Annotated in this window: 19 protein-coding genes; 8 read left to right on the plus strand and 11 right to left on the minus strand. The window is 44.6% G+C overall.

Translation table 11 applies throughout. The features are described 5' to 3' along the window. Window positions 1-73: 73 nt before the first annotated feature. From NZD81_RS18300 to rapJ, 3 genes are all read right to left on the minus strand, one after another. Window positions 74-1,762: a glycoside hydrolase family 13 protein gene (locus tag NZD81_RS18300; RefSeq protein ID WP_136654894.1), complete on the minus strand. Its 1,689-nt coding sequence runs from the start codon at window positions 1,760-1,762 to the stop codon at window positions 74-76. Window positions 1,763-1,788: 26 nt separating this feature from the next. Further along, window positions 1,789-2,565 (minus strand): SDR family oxidoreductase, encoded by a 777-nt coding sequence (locus tag NZD81_RS18305; protein WP_014662671.1) that lies wholly within the window; start codon window positions 2,563-2,565, stop codon window positions 1,789-1,791. Window positions 2,566-2,672: 107 nt separating this feature from the next. Further along, window positions 2,673-3,794 (minus strand): response regulator aspartate phosphatase RapJ, encoded by a 1,122-nt coding sequence (gene rapJ / locus NZD81_RS18310; protein WP_014662670.1) that lies wholly within the window; start codon window positions 3,792-3,794, stop codon window positions 2,673-2,675. Window positions 3,795-3,916: 122 nt separating this feature from the next. Between rapJ and cwlK the strand changes: the two genes are divergently transcribed. Then, the gene (gene cwlK / locus NZD81_RS18315) at window positions 3,917-4,420 is read left to right on the plus strand and encodes a peptidoglycan L-alanyl-D-glutamate endopeptidase CwlK (protein WP_014662669.1); all 504 of its coding nucleotides are present in this window, start codon (window positions 3,917-3,919) and stop codon (window positions 4,418-4,420) included. A 7-nt stretch (window positions 4,421-4,427) separates the two neighbouring features. Here cwlK and NZD81_RS18320 read toward each other — a convergent pair whose 3' ends face one another. Both NZD81_RS18320 and NZD81_RS18325 read right to left on the minus strand, forming a co-directional pair. Then, window positions 4,428-5,789: a YcdB/YcdC domain-containing protein gene (locus NZD81_RS18320; protein ID WP_014662668.1), complete on the minus strand. Its 1,362-nt coding sequence runs from the start codon at window positions 5,787-5,789 to the stop codon at window positions 4,428-4,430. 185 nt (window positions 5,790-5,974) lie between these two features. Beyond that, window positions 5,975-7,393 (minus strand): YcdB/YcdC domain-containing protein, encoded by a 1,419-nt coding sequence (locus NZD81_RS18325; protein WP_069148904.1) that lies wholly within the window; start codon window positions 7,391-7,393, stop codon window positions 5,975-5,977. A 173-nt stretch (window positions 7,394-7,566) separates the two neighbouring features. Here NZD81_RS18325 and NZD81_RS18330 point away from each other — a divergent pair, with 173 nt between their 5' ends. Both NZD81_RS18330 and NZD81_RS18335 read left to right on the plus strand, forming a co-directional pair. Next, window positions 7,567-7,698 (plus strand): hypothetical protein, encoded by a 132-nt coding sequence (locus tag NZD81_RS18330; protein ID WP_134976045.1) that lies wholly within the window; start codon window positions 7,567-7,569, stop codon window positions 7,696-7,698. 22 nt (window positions 7,699-7,720) lie between these two features. After that, window positions 7,721-8,785 (plus strand): DUF4352 domain-containing protein, encoded by a 1,065-nt coding sequence (locus NZD81_RS18335; RefSeq protein ID WP_014662665.1) that lies wholly within the window; start codon window positions 7,721-7,723, stop codon window positions 8,783-8,785. A gap of 39 nt (window positions 8,786-8,824) precedes the next feature. On the opposite strand, the gene NZD81_RS18340 is transcribed toward NZD81_RS18335, so the two are convergent. The 3 genes from NZD81_RS18340 to natA all read right to left on the minus strand — a co-directional run bounded on the left by NZD81_RS18340 (window position 8,825) and on the right by natA (window position 11,795). After that, window positions 8,825-9,757, minus strand: a complete 933-nt coding sequence (locus NZD81_RS18340) for an aldo/keto reductase (protein WP_069148903.1) — start codon at window positions 9,755-9,757, stop codon at window positions 8,825-8,827. Between the two features lie 136 nt (window positions 9,758-9,893). Then, a complete protein-coding gene (natB, locus tag NZD81_RS18345) occupies window positions 9,894-11,054 on the minus strand; it encodes a sodium ABC transporter permease NatB (protein WP_040084265.1) in 1,161 nt (386 codons plus the stop codon). Continuing rightward, window positions 11,055-11,795 (minus strand): sodium ABC transporter ATP-binding protein NatA, encoded by a 741-nt coding sequence (natA, locus tag NZD81_RS18350; RefSeq protein ID WP_014662662.1) that lies wholly within the window; start codon window positions 11,793-11,795, stop codon window positions 11,055-11,057. Window positions 11,796-11,937: 142 nt separating this feature from the next. On the opposite strand from natA, the gene natR reads away from it, so the two are divergent. Then, complete coding sequence (gene natR, locus NZD81_RS18355; RefSeq protein WP_014662661.1) at window positions 11,938-12,639, plus strand: two-component system response regulator NatR; 702 nt, start codon at window positions 11,938-11,940, stop codon at window positions 12,637-12,639. Between the two features lie 12 nt (window positions 12,640-12,651). Continuing rightward, window positions 12,652-13,608, plus strand: coding sequence for a two-component system sensor histidine kinase NatK (gene natK / locus NZD81_RS18360; RefSeq protein ID WP_172640147.1), 957 nt, complete (start codon window positions 12,652-12,654; stop codon window positions 13,606-13,608). Window positions 13,609-13,647: 39 nt separating this feature from the next. Here the strand turns inward: natK and NZD81_RS18365 are convergent, their stop codons facing one another. Further along, window positions 13,648-14,724, minus strand: a complete 1,077-nt coding sequence (locus NZD81_RS18365; protein WP_040084268.1) for a helix-turn-helix domain-containing protein — start codon at window positions 14,722-14,724, stop codon at window positions 13,648-13,650. Window positions 14,725-14,958: 234 nt separating this feature from the next. On the opposite strand from NZD81_RS18365, the gene NZD81_RS18370 reads away from it, so the two are divergent. Further along, the gene (locus NZD81_RS18370) at window positions 14,959-15,342 is read left to right on the plus strand and encodes an RDD family protein (protein WP_014662658.1); all 384 of its coding nucleotides are present in this window, start codon (window positions 14,959-14,961) and stop codon (window positions 15,340-15,342) included. A 37-nt stretch (window positions 15,343-15,379) separates the two neighbouring features. On the opposite strand, the gene estA is transcribed toward NZD81_RS18370, so the two are convergent. Both estA and ansZ read right to left on the minus strand, forming a co-directional pair. After that, complete coding sequence (estA, locus tag NZD81_RS18375) at window positions 15,380-16,018, minus strand: lipase EstA (RefSeq protein WP_014662657.1); 639 nt, start codon at window positions 16,016-16,018, stop codon at window positions 15,380-15,382. A gap of 160 nt (window positions 16,019-16,178) precedes the next feature. Further along, window positions 16,179-17,306 (minus strand): asparaginase AnsZ, encoded by a 1,128-nt coding sequence (ansZ, locus tag NZD81_RS18380; RefSeq protein WP_040084270.1) that lies wholly within the window; start codon window positions 17,304-17,306, stop codon window positions 16,179-16,181. Between the two features lie 213 nt (window positions 17,307-17,519). Here ansZ and lmrA point away from each other — a divergent pair, with 213 nt between their 5' ends. Further along, window positions 17,520-18,086 carry a transcriptional regulator LmrA gene (gene lmrA / locus NZD81_RS18385; RefSeq protein ID WP_040084272.1) on the plus strand — a complete coding sequence of 189 codons (567 nt, stop codon included), beginning with the start codon at window positions 17,520-17,522 and terminating at the stop codon, window positions 18,084-18,086. A gap of 37 nt (window positions 18,087-18,123) precedes the next feature. After that, window positions 18,124-19,563 (plus strand): lincomycin efflux MFS transporter Lmr(B), encoded by a 1,440-nt coding sequence (gene lmr(B), locus NZD81_RS18390; protein ID WP_134976039.1) that lies wholly within the window; start codon window positions 18,124-18,126, stop codon window positions 19,561-19,563. Window positions 19,564-19,572: the final 9 nt, after the last annotated feature.

Here is a 19,572-nt window from a genome sequence, read left to right on the forward strand (position 1 = left end):
TTTTTATTCTTCCCGCCTGCAGAGCGAATATATGTACTAAAAAAACCCGGCTGAATGCCGGGCTGCTAAATCATTAGGTTGTTTTGTCCAGAAGGTACACCCTGCTTTCATAAGGCTGGAACACCATTTCGTCAGCAAGGTCGCCGTTGTTGTTATAGTTGCTGAGAAGCAGAGATGCCTGAGCTTTGCAGCAGTTCTTAGGCCATGGGAAAACAGCCTGCTCTTTTGAAAAATTATTGACTGACAAAAGCTGCTGGTTACCGTTTCCTCTCATATATACAAACAACTGCGGATCGTCCGGAAGCAAAAGATCATAGCTTCCTTTTATAAGGTCAGCATACCGCTTTCTCAGTCTGATCAGCTTTTTGTAATAGATTAAGACCGAATCGGGGTCACTCAGCGCTTCCTCCACATTGATGGAGGTGAAGTTCGGGTTGACCTTCAGCCATGGCGTGCCGTCAGTAAATCCGGCATTTTTGCCGCTGTTCCACTGCATCGGGGTCCGGGCATGATCCCGGCTTTTGGCTAAGATTGATCTCATCACATCCTCTGGATCATAGCCTTTTTCAAATACCCGTTTATGATACATATTGATCGTTTGGATATCTTTGTAGTCCTCAATCTGGGTGAACGGCGCGTTTGTCATCCCGATTTCTTCTCCCTGATAAATGTACGGCGTGCCCTTCATGAAATAAAGTACGGTAGCCAGCATTTTCGCAGATGCTTTGCGGTATTCTCCATCGTCCCCGAACCTGGATACAATCCGGGGCTGGTCGTGGTTGCACCAATATAATGTATTCCAGCCTTGATGTTCAAGCTTTTTTTGCCATTTTGTCAAAACCGATTTTAAATCAGAAAGCTCAAGTGGCTTTACATCCCAATGTTCTTTCCCGGGCTGCTGGTCAAGCTCCATATGCTGAAAGTGAAAAATCATATTCAGCTCATGCTTATCTGTTCCCGTATATTTTAGGCCTTCTTCCGGCGTGACATTGCCGACTTCTCCGACAGACATGACATCATATTGAGAAAACACTTCATCTGTCATTTCTTTCAAATAGTCATGGATTCGATCGCCATTTGGCTGAAAGGGCTTCGGCTCTGCCTGCTGATTGATATAGTCCTCATACGAAGGAAGATATTCTTTCTTAGAAATGAGGTGGAGCTGATCAATGCGCAAGCCATCGACCCCTTTATCGAGCCAAAACTTCATCATGTCATACACCGCTTGGCGAACTTCGGGATTTTCCCAGTTTAAATCAGCTTGTTTGACGGCGTTCATATGGAGATAATATTCTCCGGTATGCTCCTCGTATTGCCAGACCGGACAGCCATAGTTTGAGAGCCAGTCCGTCGGCGGGCCGTTCTTTGTGCCGGGACGCCAGTAATAATAGCTGCGGTATTTGCTGTTTTTGTCCAGCTCCGCTTCTTTAAACCACGGATGCTCGACCGAGGTGTGATTTAACACAAAGTCCATCACCAGCTTTAATCCCCGCTGATGCACCTGGTCCAGCAGCTCGTGAAAATCGTCCATTGTTCCGTATGAATCCATGATTGCCCTATGGTCTGTCACATCATAGCCGTAATCAACATTCGGAGAAGGATAGATTGGGCAAACCCAAATCACATCCGCCCCGAGCTCCTTTATGTAGTCAAGACGGGAAATAATCCCCCGCAAGTCCCCAATTCCGTCTCCATTGCTGTCTTGAAAGCTTCTCGGATAAATCTGGTACACCACCGCATCCTTCCACCAGTCTGTGTTCATCCCGCAATCCCCCTGTATTTGATGTTCTATTCAAGCTGAGACGGATAAAGTGTCATTCCGCCGTCGACGAAAAGTGTAGTCCCGGTCACATAGCTTGCTTCCTCAGATACGAGCCAAGCAGCTGCTGCCGCCACCTCTTCCGGTTTTCCGAAGGCTTTCATCGGGATTTTTTTCAATTGCTTTTGCCTGCTCTCTTCCTTTTTCGTATCAACATTTGATTCTGTGGCAATGGTGCCTGGCGCTATCGCATTGACGCGGATTCCCTTATCCGCATAATTGAGCGCCAGCGTTTCCGTCATCATCTTGATGCCGCCTTTGGATGTGGAATACTGAACATTGACTGGGCGCGGAATCTGCTGATGAACACTTGAGATATTCAGCACATTGCCCTTGATATTGTTTTTCATCATGTGGTTAAGTGCCGCTTTCGCTCCCATAAAGGTTCCAGTGACATTGACATCAATCACTCTCTGCCAATCTTCAATACTCATCTCGTGCGGCATCGCCTCAACGCCGTTAAAACCGGAGTTGTTTACCATCACATCGAGCGTTCCGAAATGCTCTAAAGCGGTGTCCAAGAGCGCCTGAATCCCTTCTTCTTTGGACACATCCGCCTCAACTGCAACGGCTTTCCCTCCGTTCTGCTTAATGATGTCCACAGTTTCATCGGCTCCAGACGGGTCGCTGTGATAGTTTACAACAACATTCATTTTCTCCTGTCCGAACCGTTCCGCAATGGCTTTCCCGATTCCTTTTGAAGACCCTGTCACAATCGCTGTTTTTCCAGTTAACTCTTTATACATACATGATATCCTCCTCTGATTTCTCACTATGCAGTGGAAAATACCCTGTTTTTCCGAGTTGAAAACAGCACAAAAAAAGCAGAGAACCTGTAGTTCTCTGCTTTTTTCTATTGAAAGCGCTGCTCGGCTAGCTTCTTTTTAATATTCATCAGCCTGCGGTAAAAGAAAGCGGCGGACTCGTAATGTTCCACCTGATTGAAACGTTCCGCTGTATCATGCAGCAGATCTTCGGCGTCGGCAAGAAGCTGCCTGGATTCCAGCAGGTCAAAGCATTCTGTAAGCACGGTCCGGTCGCCGCTTCCAAGATACAGCTCATGAATGAGGCGGAATTTCGTCAAGTACATGTCATCTTTCCATTCAGCCGCGCTCTTTATCCCGCGTTCATATGTCGCTACTGCTTTGTCGTATTTTTCTTCTTTACAGTACATATGAGTCAGTGAAAATACAGCTTGAACAGCCTGCTGAAAGTTGTGCTCCTCAAAAATAGCGGCGGCTGTTTTGAAATAGCCCTCCGCTTCTTTGTAATCGCCCAGGCTGTATTTACAGTGGCCGACATTATAATAGGCAGCGGCGATCATATACGTTTCTTCCAGCTGCCTGGCATGATCTAAGGCACTGCACAAGTGGGTCAGTGCTTTTTCATGATGATACACATCCGTCAAATTTCCGGCGATGATAAATTCACACTGCACGCGGCGGCGGCCGTACAGTTCATATTTCGTATAGATATCAAGCGCCTGGCTCGCATAGTTCATGGAAAAATACGTTTGTTTGATGTGGTAATACACTTCTGCAACCTTAAAAAGAAACTCAGCTTTTTCGATCTCATCCTCAACATACTCGAGCTTCTCCTCAGCATGTTTATAATGGTCAATCGCTAATATGAAATTTTTCTGCTTAAATTCGTACATTCCTCTGAAGTAATAAAAGTAGTATTCCAATAAGCCCGTGAGTTTTTGCTGATTGCTTTCAATTTCATTCAGCATATCAGAGAACGGAGGCTTGGTGTCGCTGTCTTTCACCGGCATCAGCTTATCAAGCATGATTCGGTGCCGGAATTCCATCAAAGAAAAATATAAAAGCAAGTCCTGGTTCTCTTCCATATCTTCTAAATCGTATTCAATCTCCTGCTTTAACGCTTCTGCTTGATCTGCTTCAAATGCGCGAATGAGCTTGTACCATTCATTTAGCTTTACTGCTACTTCTTCAGATGGAATCTTTGCTCTCATCAGTCTGCCTCCTTCCTCCTGCTACTATTTATGTTATATTTTATCATAGCTGTCCGCTTTTAGAGAGAGTCAATCACTTAAAAGCGTTAACATTCAGCACATCTTGAGAAAGTGAGACCGATATGAAGTTGGCCGCAAAAACATCTGTTATCTTATGTATTCTATTTTTTCTAAATCTTTGTGTTAGTTATATTCGGCATGAATGGCATTCTCAAAACGCCTTGCAGCACATGCCTGTCCCTTCGGATCTTCACCCGATTGTGAAGCAGAATGCCGATGCACTCAAAGCCGCTGCAGCGAATAAAGGCATTACCGTCGTTATTACTGAAGGATTCAGATCCTTTAAGGAACAAGACGAATTATATAAACAGGGACGTACAAAAAAAGGGAATATTGTCACCTATGCAAGAGGAGGGGAATCGTATCACAACTATGGTTTAGCGATTGATTTCGCCCTTCAAAAAAAGGATGGCAGCATCATATGGGATATGGAATATGACGGCAATCAAAATGGAAAATCGGATTGGCTGGAGGTTGTCGAGATCGCCAAGCAACTCGGTTTTGAATGGGGCGGGGATTGGAAACGATTCAAGGACTATCCCCACTTGGAGATGATTCCCAACTAGACATCCCTCACAGCCTTTTCTTTTTCCTTATGTGCGCATCAATATAGGAAGGGTAAACCGGCTTATAGACAAGTTTGCAGTGCTGGTCACTGCCTGCTGTAAAATCAGGCTGCCATTCCAGCTTCACATCAAAAGCGGCTAAAAACGCTTCTCTCGCTTCTTCAGCGGAAATATCCGGCCTGTGATTTATTGCTTCCAATTGTTCAGGTTCAATATCAGGCGCCATAAAAGCATCAATCAATCCCGTTTCCGGATTGACAATGATACGGGCGGCGCCGAACCGCAGCGGCACTCCTTTATACCAGACAGAAAAATGATTGCGGATTCTCCCTCTTTCATCAATTCGGACGGGATTCAATTTGAAAAACTCGGCTGCTCTCGGATAAAGAGCATACAAAAATTGAAGCGCTATTGTCTGGCATTCTTCCATTGAGCATTGGCGGTTGTTGCGCCGCTCAATAAAAGAAAGCGCTGCTTTTAATTTTCCGGTTCTTTTATCCGTCTTCATTTTGATTGTGTTTTTATTTCTCATTTCAAAATAGCTTCCTATGCTCAGATCCTTACGCTCCGGTGCAGTGCCCCTGCGCCACGTGCTTCCTATTTGTTCCCCAAAGTCTTTTTCACTGACTTTCTGCATATCAGGGGTAAGACCCAGCAAGGCAAATATATCGACTTCTTCGTTGTTCCGAAGCTGCGGCAATGGCGCCGCGTTTTCTATTCTTTCATCTCCGATATGCTGGTCGGGCACAATTTCGTCTATATCCGCGGGATAACTGTATCCCGGCAGAATCGGTTCATATACAAGCCTGGGTGCCTGATCGCCATCAATAACATCGTACATCAGCTGAAAAGACATTGTATTTAAGTAATGGGACACAACCTTCTCTTTCGCTACAAATTCTTTTGGAACTTCGGCTTTATGCCCTTCTCCGTAATATAAAAAATGGATGATCTGACCGCTGCGTGTCACATCAATTAAAAAGCCTGAATTAGGAAGCGGAAGCCCTAATTCCCTTTTGGTATACATAAAACGAATGTGCTGCCTCCGTTCTTCCTTGCCTTGAAAATGAAAATTCATAAATGTGCCGGGATGGTTAGCAGCGGCGAACTGAAGAGCCGTCAGCTTCAGCTCGGCGTCTGGAAGTTGTTTGTCTGTCTCGGAGCGGACGGATGTTGAAAAGGTGAGCAAAGCACCATCATTTCCGAGTTCCACTGTAATGTGCTTTTCCGGATCTTCAGGGTCCCTCCAGATGAAGTATGCCCGCCCCTTCTTCTTTTGTTTTTGATCATAATCTTCTATCTCAAGCTCATAATGCGGCGGTACATTCCCGATCTCTTGCGCCTTCTTTTTCAGCTGTTTATTTACCAATGAAGTCATCCTTTCAAAGAGTCTACGACAAAGAGAATCCAGTTTATTATATAAAAGGACCTTTCTTCTTTTAAAGTGAAGAAAGGTCCTTTTCTATTATTATCATTGTTTTTTGACATTCCTCCTGTTACTTTCATCACATATCCCTTTATAAATCTAAGGCAATTGTGTGACTTTTAGCTGTTTTACCATGAGCTAAAGACAGGCTCTCCTGTATGGGCTTCGATAAAACGGGGATACACCGGCTGATAGACGAGCCGGTAGCTGTGTTCTTCATCATCCCCGTACTCTCTTTCCCAGCCAAGCTCAACTTTAAAATGCTGCCAAAAGATAGACTTGGCTTGTTCAACTGAAATGGCCGGAACGGGATCAATGGCTGCCAGCTCATTTGGATTAATATCCGGTCCCATATAAACGGTGATATCCCCTGTCTGGCGGCTGACGCAAATTCTGATCTGCCCAAATCGGAGCGGAACTCCGTGACAATGCGCTTCAAACGTAAAACCAGCGACTGCGTTCTCTTCTTCATCCTTTTCGTCGTATCTGATCCTAAAATATTGATCGGCATTTGGAAATAAAGCAAACAGAAAGCGCAGCGCGATTTTTTCGCACTCTGCCTCAGTTACTGTCAACGGCCCTTTTTTCTCCATAAATGACATGACGCCTTCGAGTTTTCCGGTTTCTTTGTGATAGATGGTTTTCAGCACTTGATGCGTCCGTCCCTTGAACCAACTGTACAAACTTTTATCCGCCGGCTGATACATAGGTTCATTCGGATTCCGCCAAACGATCCCGATTCTCCCATCGTCCAAATCCACTTCCCGTTCTTTGACAAATCCTTTTTCGATTCCAATCATGCTGACAGGATCGGCCTTTTCGTAAATCTCCTCGAATAAAGGGAGAGGAAAGCTCTCCGGCTCCCTGTAATCATCGTCATCATCAACTGCCTGTTCTTCTTGAACCAAATCCGCAGGTACGGTAATGGCCCTGCATTCAGGCTCATACACCAAATGCGGCTGATCATCTCCGTTTTCGTAAACAGAACGATGGAGAACTTCAAACAAAAGGTCAAACTCCACATCCTTCTTGAAGAAGGCAAGTGCCTCTTCAACATCCGCTATCCGTTTTGGCTTGATGATGCTGCCCGCTTTGCCGTAATAGCGGAAGGAAACGATCTCACCTGATAAAGAAACATCAGCCATAAATCCGCTCATAGGGAGAGGAAGCCCGGCCTCCATTTGAACATATGAAAATCTCACTTTATCACAGGATGTACGGTCATTTTCTTCACGAACAAAGGCAGAGAGTGCTCCCGGATGATGGGTCTCTACAAATTGGCGCATGATATCCTCTAGTTTCTCCTCAGACAGCCTTTCTCCGCTTTCAGGCTCCATATCACGGGAAAGGGATTCCAGCTCCCCGCCCGGTCCAAGTTCCACGATAATGCCGATATTCTCATCCTGAGGATCTGTCCAACAAAAATGAGCTCTTTTGTCATCATCGTCAAAATCTTCAATTTCCAGTTTTAAGTGTGTCGGCACCCGGCCGATTTCCAGTGCTTTTTGTTTCAATTCCTCTTTCTTCACAAAGACAGCCCCTTTCATCCTTCATATGTCCCCTTCAACAGGTTAAAAAGTAATAGTCTAAAATACACATTTTTCTGAGTTTACCAGTTTTACCAGAACATTTTTCGCCAAAAATAGGATGATGAACCTATTCAATATAAAAGCTAATAATCTTAAAATTAATTCCGTTGTAACTTTTTATAGGTCCATTCATGACAAAGGAGGGCGGAGTTTCCAGAAAATCCGGTGAAAACCGTGAGAAAAGAACTGATTTTTTTGGTTATATGATGCTAATCCATTCAAAAAGATCCATTTCTCAAAGACAAAAGACTCCCCTTCCCTAAACCATTTGAGGAGGAAAAATGAATGTTTCAGAAAAAAACGTACGCTGTTTTCCTAATTCTTCTGCTGATGATGTTTACAGCTGCTTGTTCCGGCAGCAAAACAAGCGCGGATAAGAAAGAATCAGAAACAGAAAAAAGCTCAGATATAGCTCAAGTCAAAATCAAGGATGTTTCTTACACGCTTCCGTCTAAATATGATAAGTCCACTTCAGATGACCAGCTTGTGTTAAAAGTGAATGTCGCTGTGAAAAACACAGGAAAAGACCCGCTGAATGTAGACAGCATGGATTTCACTTTGTATCAAGGTGATACGAAAATGTCTGACACAGATCCTGAAGACTATAGTGAAAAGCTTCAAGGCAGCACGATTAACGCTGACAAATCCGTTGAAGGAAATCTGTTCTTCGTTGTAGATAAAGGCAAGCAATACGAGCTTAACTATACGCCGGAGTCTTACGGTGATAAAAAGCCAAAATCAGTTACTTTTAAAATTGACGGAAAAGACAAAAAAATCCTAGCGACGGCAGATAAGCTCCAAGATTCTGCAAAAGCGTTATCGGCTTATATTGATGTCCTTCTTTTCGGCAAAGATAACGCCGATTTCGAAAAAATCACCGGCGCTAACAAGAATGAAATTGTCAATGACTTCAACGAATCAGCCAAAGACGGTTATCTATCAGCTTCCGGCCTTTCCAGCACATATGCGGACAGCAAAGCGCTTGATAATATCGTAAACGGCATTAAAGAGGGATTAAGCAAAAACTCTTCCATTCAGGCAAAAACGACTTCAATCTCTAAGGACGAAGCCATTGTTGAAGCCACAGTGAAACCTGTAGATGCATCTTCTCTTTCAGACCGTATCGAAGACAAAGTGAAAGACTACTATAGCAAAAACTCTAATGCCAGCTATGAAGAAGCTGTGAAATACGCGCTTCAAGTCTATCCTGAGGAATTCAAAAAGCTTGGACCGGCTTCATCTGAAAAAACAGTTGAAGTGAAAATGAAGAAAAATGACATCGATCAATGGCAGCTTGATATGGACGATTACAGAGCAGCAGAATTAGTCGAAGCATTCATCAAAGAATAAAACACCAAAAGGAAATAGCCTTGACGGCTATTTCCTTTTTTATTTGAAAATGTCGCTGATGAAATTCACTTCATCCTCGGTCAGATCAACGTTTAAGGTTTTCAGGTTATCCTGTAATTGCTCAGGTCGTTTAGCTCCTGGAATAATGGCATCAATCGCTGGTCTCGTTAACAGCCACGCCAAAGCAACATGTGCTGTCTCGGCTTGTTTTTCCTCCGCTACCGCTTTCAGTTTATCTACTTTTTTGAGATTGTGGATAAATGTTTCACCCTGAAATTGCGGTTTATCCTTTCTGAAGTCATCAAAGACTGTGTCTTGCGAGAATTTTCCTGTCAGCAGTCCGGACGCAAGCGGAAAGTAAGGAATAAAAGAAATGCCGTGTTGTTCACAGTATGGAAGAAGCTCCTTCTCGGCATCACGCTGAATGAGAGAGTATTCGGCTTGGAAGACCTCCAAATAGCCGTCAGCATTACATTCCTGCAATTGCTGATAATTAAGGTTCGATGCGCCGATCGCTTTGATTTTCCCCTCATCCTTCAGCTCTTTCAAAGTGCCCGCTACTTCAGCGAGAGGCGTTTTTCCATCCGGAAAATGAACATAATACAAATCAATGTAATCTGTTTTCAGCCGCTTCAGGCTCTTTTCCACCTCACTGCGAAGAAACTCCCGGCTATTGTCTAATTCAATGCTGCCATTCACTTCTTTATGGGCACCTTTGGTGGCAATGATGAGCTCATTCCGTGCGCCGCGCTCCTGCACAACTTCGCCGATTAATTCTTCAGATCGCCCCAACCCATATATAAAGGCGGTGTCGATAAAGTTCACGCCGCCATCCAATGCCGTGCGCACTAAATCCTTCCCTGTTTCATCATGTAGATTTGGAAATAGATTATGCCCGCCGACCGCATTCGCGCCGAGTCCGATCCGCTTCACCTTCAGCTTCGTTTTGCCGAGTGTACGTGTATGATCCATTGTTCCTTCTCCTTCGAAACCAATTTTGATGAAAAATAGTGCAGGTTCACTTTTTGTATTAGATATCCTTTTTCTATTTTCCTTCTTTTTTCAGGATATACAAAAAGGAGAAAGTGTATTTCTCCTTTTGCAAAGTTTATTTCGGAAGAACCCATTTGTCTTTCAGGAAGCAGGCTCTGGCCAGTAAAAAGAAAATGGCGATGAGCACGGCGATGGTTCCTGACGTGCACCAAATGGCAGCCGGGTCAACCATCCCGAATAAAAGCTGTTTGAATAACGCATGCAGGTTCAGAAACGGGATAAGAAAGTACGATAAATCAAATTGATTCGGTGCCTTGCTGAAGATGAAAAACATCGGGAACACAGGCAGAAAGACGACGAGAGACATATAGCTTTGCGCTTCCTTTACCGAGCTCGAAATGATGCTGATGAAAAGCTCCATCGCAGAGATCAGCAATGCAGAAAGCACGATGATTAAGGCTGAAGCGCCGATTACACTCCACATATGATCTCCCAGCTGGAGGGCCGTTTTTAAATTCTCAGTAAATAAGACGGTGGACAAAATCAAAAACACCAAAGCAAATACACCTGAAGCAACGCCAAAAGTAGAAACCGCAAGCCACTTGCCGACCAGCATTTTGTTTCTGCTGACTGGCGTCAATAACAGCGCCTCAATTGATTTCCGGTCCTTTTCCCCGGCCATGATATCAAGAGCGATCGGCATTGCGCCGGAAACAATGGAAGTCAGAATCAGCATGGGCAGGATGGCGGAAAGCATAATAGCGGAAACCCCTTTCTCCTCATCCGCTTCCTTTTGCTGAATCGTAAATGGCTGTATGACCGATTGATCAATGCGCTTATTTGTTAAACGTTCCTGCACAATTTCATTTTTATACTGATCTAAGGCAGATTGCACAAGCTGCATCGCATTTGACGACCCTTGATCGACTGAATTGCCGTAAACATCAATCTTAAATGGCGTCATGCTGTTGACATATGAGTCGAACTCTTTCGGGACGTTCAGATAGGCATCTGCTTTTCCTTCGTCAACCGCTTCTTTAGGCTCAGCAAACGTTTTTACGCTGATCTCGTCAATCGCATGAAGCTTACTTTCCAGTGCGGGCGGCAGAGAATGGCCGACAGCCAGCGTGTATTGCTCCTCTTTTTCGGACAGCATGCTTTCATAAAAGAATACAAGCCCAAGCATCATAATCATCGGCACTAAGATTGTGAGTAATATCGTTTTTCTGTCGCGCAAAGCGTCGATCATTTCTTTTTTATAAATATGGCTCAGCATTTAAGAAATCCCCCTGACAAGCTTAGACATAAAGATGTAATTCAAATCCTCACTGCGCTCGCTCTCGTATAGTGATTCAAGCGCCCCCCGGTAAATCACCTCTCCGCTGTGAATCATGATGACACTGTCACAGAGCGCCTGCACTTCCTCCATAATGTGGCTGGAAAAAAGAATGGTTTTCTGTTCTCTTTTCAGCTGCTGGATGAATTCGCGAAAGATATTGCTGGATGTAATATCAAGCCCTGTAGTCGGTTCATCAAATAAAATGATGTCCGGATCGTGAATCAGCGCTCTGGCAATGGCGACCTTCTGCCTCATCCCTTTCGAAAACCCGCCCACTCTGCGGTTCATATAATCGCGCATGCCAAATCGTTTCGATAAATCTTCAATTCTTGCTTTGATCTCGTGGCGGTTCAGCCCATACAGCCTGCCGAAGTATTGGAGATTTTCTTTAGCGGTCATCCTGTCGTAAAGCCCGGTTTCTCCTCCGAATAAGACACCGATTCTTTTTTTGACCTCAGCCGGCTGCTTGACCGTGTCAAAGCCGTCTACCGTGATTGCCCCTTGTGACGGTTCAAGCAGGGCAGCAATCATTCTCAGCATCGTCGTTTTGCCCGCACCATTTTCTCCGAGAATGCCGACGACTTCTCCTTTTTGAATTGTTAAGCTTACATCTCGCACCGCTTTGACTACTTTTTTCTTATCCTGAAACCTGCGGCTGCAATCGGTCAGTGTAATCATGTCATAATCTCCCTTTTCTTTTTTCTAATAATGACTATATACGAAATGCTGGATTTGTTGGATAAAGTTGTCGCGAAGAGTTCTTTTTATGTCGCGAAATGGGATAGAATAAAGATGATTCTATGTAACTAGGAGAATGATAATGGTAAAAGTCGGACTTGTCGATGATTATCGAGTAGATTTAGAGAAGCTGGAAGCGATCGTATCCAGAATGCAAAATGTCGAAATTGTCTTTTCCACCGATTCAGCGGAGGAAGCCTACAGCCGGGTAAAGAATGAAGACATTGATCTGCTGCTTGCCGATATCGAGATGCCTCATATGTCTGGCTACGAGCTTGCGGATTTGATCAGATCCCATTCACTTGATGTGGATGTGATTTTTGTTACCGGCCACAGCGGTTATGCGGTTCACGCCTTTGACCTGAACGTCCACGATTATATTATGAAGCCTTACTATGCTGACCGTCTGGCCGCTTCCTTCGACCGTTATTTGAAAAAGAAAACGGAAACGAGTTTGAATGGGCGTATATTGATCAAGCAAAAATCTGAAATGCACGTCCTGCAAAAGAAGGATATTATTTTCGCAGAACGGACGGGACGTTCCACGACGATTGTGACAACCGCTGAAGAGGTGCAAACGTATCAAACATTAAATGATATTAAAGGCGACCTGCCCGAAAAGGATTTTCTCCGTTCGCATCGTTCCTTTATTATCAACATTCATTACATAAAGCACTTTTCCGCTTATACCAAGCATTCATTCACGGTTTCCTTTGAGGGAACGTCTAAAAAAGCGATGATCACCAAGCAGCAGCTTGATTATTTTCAAAACTACTATTTTTGAGGAGTTTAGTACGTGGTTACCCTTTTTAAAGGTCTTTATCTGATTTTATTTAGTTTCATATGTTATCAGGGGGCTGCTGCTCTTTGGCACAGTACAGCCGGCTCTTGGCTCGCCGCTGCTTTAGGTGCGGCGGCAGCAGGATTGTACCTATGGAAAACGAAGCTGGTGTGGGACCGCTGTTCCTTCCAGCTTTGTGCGTGGATTGCGGTGATTCAAGCGATGGCAGCGGCGGTAGTGCCGTTCAGCTCTGACATAATGCCGGCATTATTTGCGATCGTGATATTTGCAGGGTGTGAAGGGCTCCGTATCGGACAGTCTGCCCTGCAAGCAAGGCTTTCTGATCAAATTGATAGGCTGACACAAGCTGAACAGCACGCCAATCAAATGCTGATCGATGTCAGAAGCCGGAATCATGACACAATGAAACATATCACAGCAATCAAATCAGCTCAGCCCAAGGCAGATACACAAGCATATATTCAAAACTGGACGGATCAATACAGTCAATATGACCGTTTTTTGAAAGGAGAGAACGCGTACGTTGCAGGGGTGCTTTATGATTTTCTAGAAAAAGCCACCGCCTCAAATGTGAGTGTTTCACTTCATATGCATACACCGCTTTCTTCACTTCCATTTTCAGCTGCTGATCAGGTCAGCTTGGTCGGCAACATATTGGAAAATGCGCTCGACAGCGCGGCGGAGGCCCGAGAAAAAGCGGAGATTAAGCTGGAAACTTCACTGCGAAGCGGGCTTTATGTGCTGATTTGTGAAAACAGCACCCCCGGCATGGACCCTACGGTGCTCGATACTCTGTATCAATCGTTTGGCCGCTCCACAAAAGGCGGTGCTCATGAAGGCATGGGCACATATATCATTCAAAAACTCGTGAAGAGCGCTTTTGGCAGGCTGGATTTTACCTACCGCCACCCCGTCTTCCGGTTAGAAATCAAAATTCCGTTTCAGAAATAAAAAAACCTTGAAAAGCCTGGCTTTTCAAGGTTTTTTTCATTATGAGGATAACGCTTGGGCAAAGCGATCCGCTTCGTCCTGCAGCGTGCTTTCAATTTCTTTGTAACGGCTGGAAATGGTTGATGCGCTGACGCCGTATTTTTTCGCCAGTTTAGCCTGGGAAACGGACGCGCCGTTAAGAGAAATCGCGTTTACATAATATTCAACTGCCGCCGCAAAAGCTTCCGGCTTTCTGATGACAGGTGATTTTTTCTCGCAGAATGTTTTCCAGATGTCAATAACAGCCGGAATCAACTCAGTCGGATACTCATCCCCGCTCATGCCTTCTTCGATAGCCGCAGCGGTTTCTTTCTCCAAGTCGTTTGCCCACTCAACAGAGCTTTCCTCCGCTTTTTCTGCTTGCGGTTCTTCATCCTTTTCAGCTAACAGCGCGAACAGAACGCTGTTGAATTCCTGCTTCATGAAGTCCTCCGGCGTTTTGCCGTTCTTCACAGCGGCATCCGCATATTTCTTCACCTTGCTGATCAGCGCTTCTGTTCTCTTCACCGGGAAGATTGTGAACTGCATGAAGAATTCTGCTTTTTCGGCTTCGTGGATTGGATATCCAAGAATCAGGCTTCCCACTGGAGGAAGGTCTTGATTGCTGGCGTCCATTTCCACTTCGAATTGTTTTGCCGTAATGACATCTTCAAAGTGAATGATGCCTTCTTTCAGGTCCTTCAGCAACAATAAAGCTGGCGTCATGCTGTTCCATGATTCAACGATCTCACGCGTTTTTGGACGAGTGATCGAATCGCCTTTTTTCTGCAGGTACTCTTCGAAGATTGTCTTCTCACCAGCAAGCGGATGGAAGAAGATTCCCCAGATACCCAAGTTAAATACGCTGATGTCTTTCGTCTGTCTGTCCATAGCAGAAAGAAAATCATGCTGGTTGATAAAGCCTGAAATGCTTTCTCTATGTACTGTGAAGGCATACTCCACTAAGTCTTCCTGAATTTGTTTTGCTTCTTTTGCCGCTAACTCTGCCGGGAAGTCGACTACTTTACTTCCGCAGCATTTTTTATATTTCTTGCCGCTGCCGCACGGGCAAGGGGCATTTCGTTTCACTTTTCCCACAATAAACCCTCCGAATTCTGTTGTAACTTTTCTATTTTAACAAAAATAACTTCTGAGGGCTTGGTTTCGGGCTAAAAAAGAATTTGGTAATAGGATAAGCTGGTTGATCATGCCAATTTACCTATGACAATTTCATCAAATTTTGTGATTTAAGACTTATCACCTATTCCCACTTTAGACCCTTCTTTTTTACAATCATTAGGTATTTATTTAACATTTTAAGGAGTGTTTCTATTGGAACTAGCTGGTTTTATGCTGCGTGCCTGCGCTCTTGTACTTGATGTGGTCATTGCCGCAGCAGTGATTTTGGCAGCCGGATTTACGTTTGGCGACGGGTCCGCCGGTGTCATTATAGTCGCTATATTGATGCTGATTGTGTACCCGTTGCTGATGCCGCTGACAAAGTGGAAAGGGACACTGGGCAAAAAAATCATCGGACTGCAAATCGTAAGAGATGAAACACACGAGAAAATTTCTCTCCTACAGGCAATTGTCCGCTACATCATAGCGTGGGTGCACGTGTTCTCCCGCCTGATCTATTTGACTGCCGCATTTACGAAGAAAAAACAAACCGTTCATGATATGGCTGCAAAAACCATTGTGCTGAAAGCAGAATAACCTTGAAGAATAGCATTCTTCAAGGTTTTGTTTTTCATTAGTTCGTATTCTGGCCTCCGCCGTTCAGCCCTTCTTTGATCAGGCTGTTGACTTGGCTGTTCATCAATAAACCGATGTGTCCCACGCCATGAATTTGAACGTTTTTGGCACCATCTAATCTTGATAAGTAATTCATGACAATCATATCGGCACTGCTGTAAATAGATGTGTATAAAATCTTTTGATTTGGATCTGTTCCCGGAAGCGCCTTGCCTGTCGTCAAACGGTTCGCGCCGCCAAGCGTCACGACGTTTGCAACTTTATTTCCGCCGTCCAGATTTTTTATGTAGTAAAGTGTGTTCGCGCCCCCCATGCTGTGAGCGACAATATCCACTTTTTTCGCACCTGTTTCATCTAACACCTTTTGCACAAATCGTGATAATACCGGGCCATTGTTATAATTCGTGCCTGTCTTGTCCCAAAAATCAACCGCATACAGCTTGTCCCGTGACCAGCCTTGAGATACGAGATAGCTCTTAATTCCAGCAAAATTGAATGATGCTCCTCCAATACCGTGAACCATAACAACTGGGTTATGTTCAGCGGCTTTTGCTGACGGCTGCAACGCAAACAGCGATGTAACAGCCAACATCAAAATTGTTACAACTGCAATGAACTTACTTTTTACAAATTTCATAATATCCTCCTTTTTTTGTAACAAATTCTCCAAATATATTACGTTACCAAATTAATTAAGTAAAGGGTAATTTTGGCTTATTTTTAAAGAAATTTTAAGATTCAGAGGTCATTATTGGTCCTAAAAAACAAAAAAAGAAGGCTTATTCGCCTTCTTTTCTTCAATACTTATTGAAATAAGCTTGGATCTTTTTAGGATCGTTGGTTTTGGTAAGCGCAAGCATCAGCAATATCCGCGCTTTTTGGGGGTTTAAAGAGTTCGATGCCAGGAGGTTCTTTTCCTCATAGTCTTTATTTGGCGTTACGACACCATTTCCCGTACGGCTTGAACGCACCACAGTTACGCCTTTTTTGACTGCGCTGCCCGCTCCTTTTTCGGCTGCGTCAGATAAAGACCCGTTCCCAGAACCAGCAAACACAATCCCTTTTGCTCCGGCTTTTACAGCTGCGTCAAACAGGTAGCTTCCATCATTTTGGTATCCATAGATAATGTCTACTTGCGGCAGCTCATCAAGATTAGAAACCGAAAAGTCCGTATCCTTCGTATGCTTGCGGGTTATTTCATTATTAAAATAAATATCATCGGCAATTGTTCCGACAAAGCCCATTTCATCTGATTTAAATGTATCTGTTGTGGTTGTGTTTGTTTTGGTGACATACCGTGCTGATGCAATCCGGTCGTTAAGAACGACGAGCGCACCTTTTCCTTTTGCCTCAGGTGCGCCTGCCACTTTCACTGCATTGTACAGATTAGACGGCCCGTCGGCGCTAATCGCTGTGGATGGTCTCATCGAACCGACGACAACAACCGGTTTATCGCTTTTCACAGTGAGGTTCAAAAAATAAGCTGTTTCTTCCAGCGTGTCAGTTCCATGAGTCACGACGATTCCGTCTACATCATCTGAAGCAAGCAAGTTGTTGATGCGTTTCGCCAGCTTCAGCAATATTTTATTATCAATGTTTGTGCTGCCGACGTTGACAATCTGCTCGCCGCTGACGTTCGCGATGTCCTTCATTTCCGGGACTGCCTCGATCAATGATTCAACGCCGACAACACCTGCTTTATATTCAGTTGTTGAGGTTTTCGATTGATCGGCTCCTGCAATCGTGCCTCCTGTCGCTAAAATTGTAACGTTTGGCAGGTCCTTTTTGTCAGAGGCGGACGCCGAAGAGACTTTTTGTGTCTGCGTTTTTTCTTTCGGGGATTCTTTTGTTTCAGGAGAATGTGAACATCCGGCAAAAACAAACAGTAGTGCGGTAAAAAGTACAAGCAGTCGTTGTTTTTTCATCTCTTTCTCTCCTTACATCCTTATGATGATTAATCATTGAATATTTTATCTATTCAGTCAAAAGTCCAGTCAGCTTTTCTCTCACTTTTTTGTTGTAATATACTTCTTTTTTTGTCTTTTCATACAATGAATTTCTCTTGACAATTGATGAACGAATCAAGATAATAGACCAGTCACTATATTTTTGATTGAATTCAGTAAGGTGGGAATGTTATGAGTTATGGAGATTCCCGTGAGAAAATCCTTTCGGCAGCTACCCGGCTTTTTCAGCTGCAGGGGTATTACGGCACGGGGCTGAACCAGATTATAAAGGAAAGCGGCGCGCCTAAAGGCTCTCTTTATTACCACTTTCCCGGCGGTAAAGAACAGCTTGCGATCGAAGCCGTGAATGAGATGAAGGAGTATATCCGTCAGAAAATCGCGGGTAGCATGGAAGCCTACACCGATCCGGCGGAAGGCATTCAAGCCTTTTTGAAGGAGCTCTCCTGCCAGTTTTCATGTACGGAAGACATTGAAGGCTTGCCTGTGGGCTTGCTAGCGGCTGAGACGTCATTGAAAAGCGAACCATTGCGTGAAGCCTGCCATGAAGCCTACAAAGAATGGGCCTCTGTATATGAGGAAAAACTGCGGCAGGCTGGCTGCAGCGAGAGCCATGCAAAAGAAGCCAGCACTGTAGTTAACGCGATGATTGAAGGCGGCATTCTTTTATCTTTGACGGCAAAAAACAGTACGCCGCTCCTTCATATCTCCAGCTGCATTCCTGACCTGCTGAAGAGATAAAAAACGACATCCTACATGCAGTTGATAGAGAGGGGAAATGATTTTGGAAACAACAGCTAAAGCATCTCAGCAATACAAAGTGATGCCGATTATGATTTCCTTGCTGTTGGCCGGTTTTATCGGCATGTTCAGTGAAACAGCGCTGAATATTGCGTTAACCGACCTTATGAAGGAATTGAACATTACAGCGGCAACCGTTCAATGGTTAACGACGGGTTATCTGCTTGTACTCGGTATCCTGGTTCCTGTTTCTGGACTGCTGTTGCAGTGGTTCACAACAAGACAGCTTTTTACCGTATCACTTATCTTTTCAATTTTAGGCACATTCATTGCGGCGCTTGCGCCGAGCTTCCCGTTTTTATTGGCGGCAAGGATCGTTCAGGCACTTGGAACCGGTCTTTTACTGCCGCTGATGTTTAACACAATCTTGGTGATTTTCCCGCCTCATAAACGGGGCGCCGCAATGGGAACGATCGGGCTTGTCATTATGTTCGCGCCCGCCATCGGCCCAACTTTTTCAGGATTGGTTCTGGAGCATCTCAACTGGCACTGGATTTTCTGGATCTCTCTTCCGTTCCTTGTGCTGGCGCTTGTTTTCGGTATCGCATATATGCAGAATGTATCTGAAACGACAAAGCCGAAAATCGATATATTGTCTATCATCCTGTCGACGATTGGCTTCGGCGGCATTGTGTTCGGATTCAGCAACGCGGGTGAAGGCTCTGGGGGATGGTCCAGCCCGACTGTTATCGTGTCGCTGATTGTCGGCGTTGTTGGCCTTATCCTATTTTCAATCCGCCAGCTGACAATGAAGCAGCCGATGATGAACCTCCGTGCGTTCAAATACCCGATGTTTATTTTGGGTGTGGTCATGGTGTTCATTTGCATGATGGTCATTCTGTCATCTATGCTGCTTCTGCCGATGTACCTGCAAGGCGGCTTAGTCCTGACAGCATTTGCATCTGGTCTTGTTCTCTTGCCAGGCGGTATTTTAAATGGATTTATGTCCCCTGTTACAGGCCGTTTATTCGACAAATACGGGCCGAAATGGCTTGTCATTCCTGGATTTGTGATTGTCACTGTTGTTCTTTGGTTCTTCTCAAATGTCACAACCACATCAACGGCTGTGCTGATTATCATCCTGCACACCTGCTTGATGATCGGGATTTCTATGATCATGATGCCTGCGCAGACAAATGGTTTAAACCAATTGCCGCGCGAGTTTTATCCAGACGGCACCGCCATTATGAATACACTGCAGCAAATGGCGGGCGCTATCGGAACAGCGGTTGCGGTCAGCATTATGGCTGCAGGCCAGCATGATTATATGAGTACAGTTAAAAACCCTGCCGATCCGGCAGTCATCCCGCAAGCTTTGACAGCGGGTGTGCAGCACGCGTTTGTGTTTGCGATGATTGTTGCCATTATCGGTTTAGTTGGCGCATTCTTTATGAAGCGCGTTAAAGTAGACCATTAATATGAAAAG

The organism is Bacillus sp. B.PNR1, from assembly GCF_030386235.1.
GTDB lineage: Bacteria > Bacillota > Bacilli > Bacillales > Bacillaceae > Bacillus > Bacillus stercoris.